The following is a 503-nucleotide window of genomic DNA, read 5'->3' as shown; positions in this document are numbered from 1 at the left end:
GTCGGGTCGGGAAACATCAGTACTGACCTGCTCTACAAGTTGCTGCGGTCGGAGTGGCTGGAGCCGCGCTGGATGGTGGGCATCGACCCGCAAAGCGAGGGCTTGGCGCGGGCCCGCAAGCTGGGCCTGGAGACCACGCACGAGGGCGTGGACTGGTTGCTGGCCCAGTCGGAGAAGCCCGACCTGGTGTTCGAGGCGACGAGTGCGTATGTGCACCGGGACGCGGCGCCGAAGTATGCGGCCGCGGGGATTCGGGCGATCGACCTGACCCCGGCCGCCGTGGGCCCGGCGGTCATCCCGCCGGCCAACCTCCGCGAGCACCTGGACGCTCCGAACGTCAACATGATCACCTGTGGCGGGCAGGCGACCATCCCGATCGTCTACGCGGTGAGCCGGGTGGTGGAGGTGCCCTACGCTGAGATCGTGGCGTCGGTGGCGTCGGTCTCGGCCGGGCCGGGCACGCGGGCCAACATCGACGAGTTCACCAAGACCACCAGCAAGGG

1 protein-coding gene is annotated in these 503 nt (G+C 69.2%); it reads left to right on the top strand.

Features of this window, described 5'->3' with window-relative positions; all coding sequences use genetic code 11:
* The coding region (locus A5704_RS25610) for an acetylating acetaldehyde dehydrogenase (protein WP_197508543.1) at positions 1 to 503 on the top strand (503 nt) is incomplete at both ends.

Source organism: Mycobacterium sp. E735 (assembly GCF_001666955.1).
GTDB lineage: Bacteria > Actinomycetota > Actinomycetes > Mycobacteriales > Mycobacteriaceae > Mycobacterium.
The sequence above is the reverse complement of the archived record's forward strand: the minus strand, read 5'-3'. Positions and strand labels throughout refer to the sequence as shown.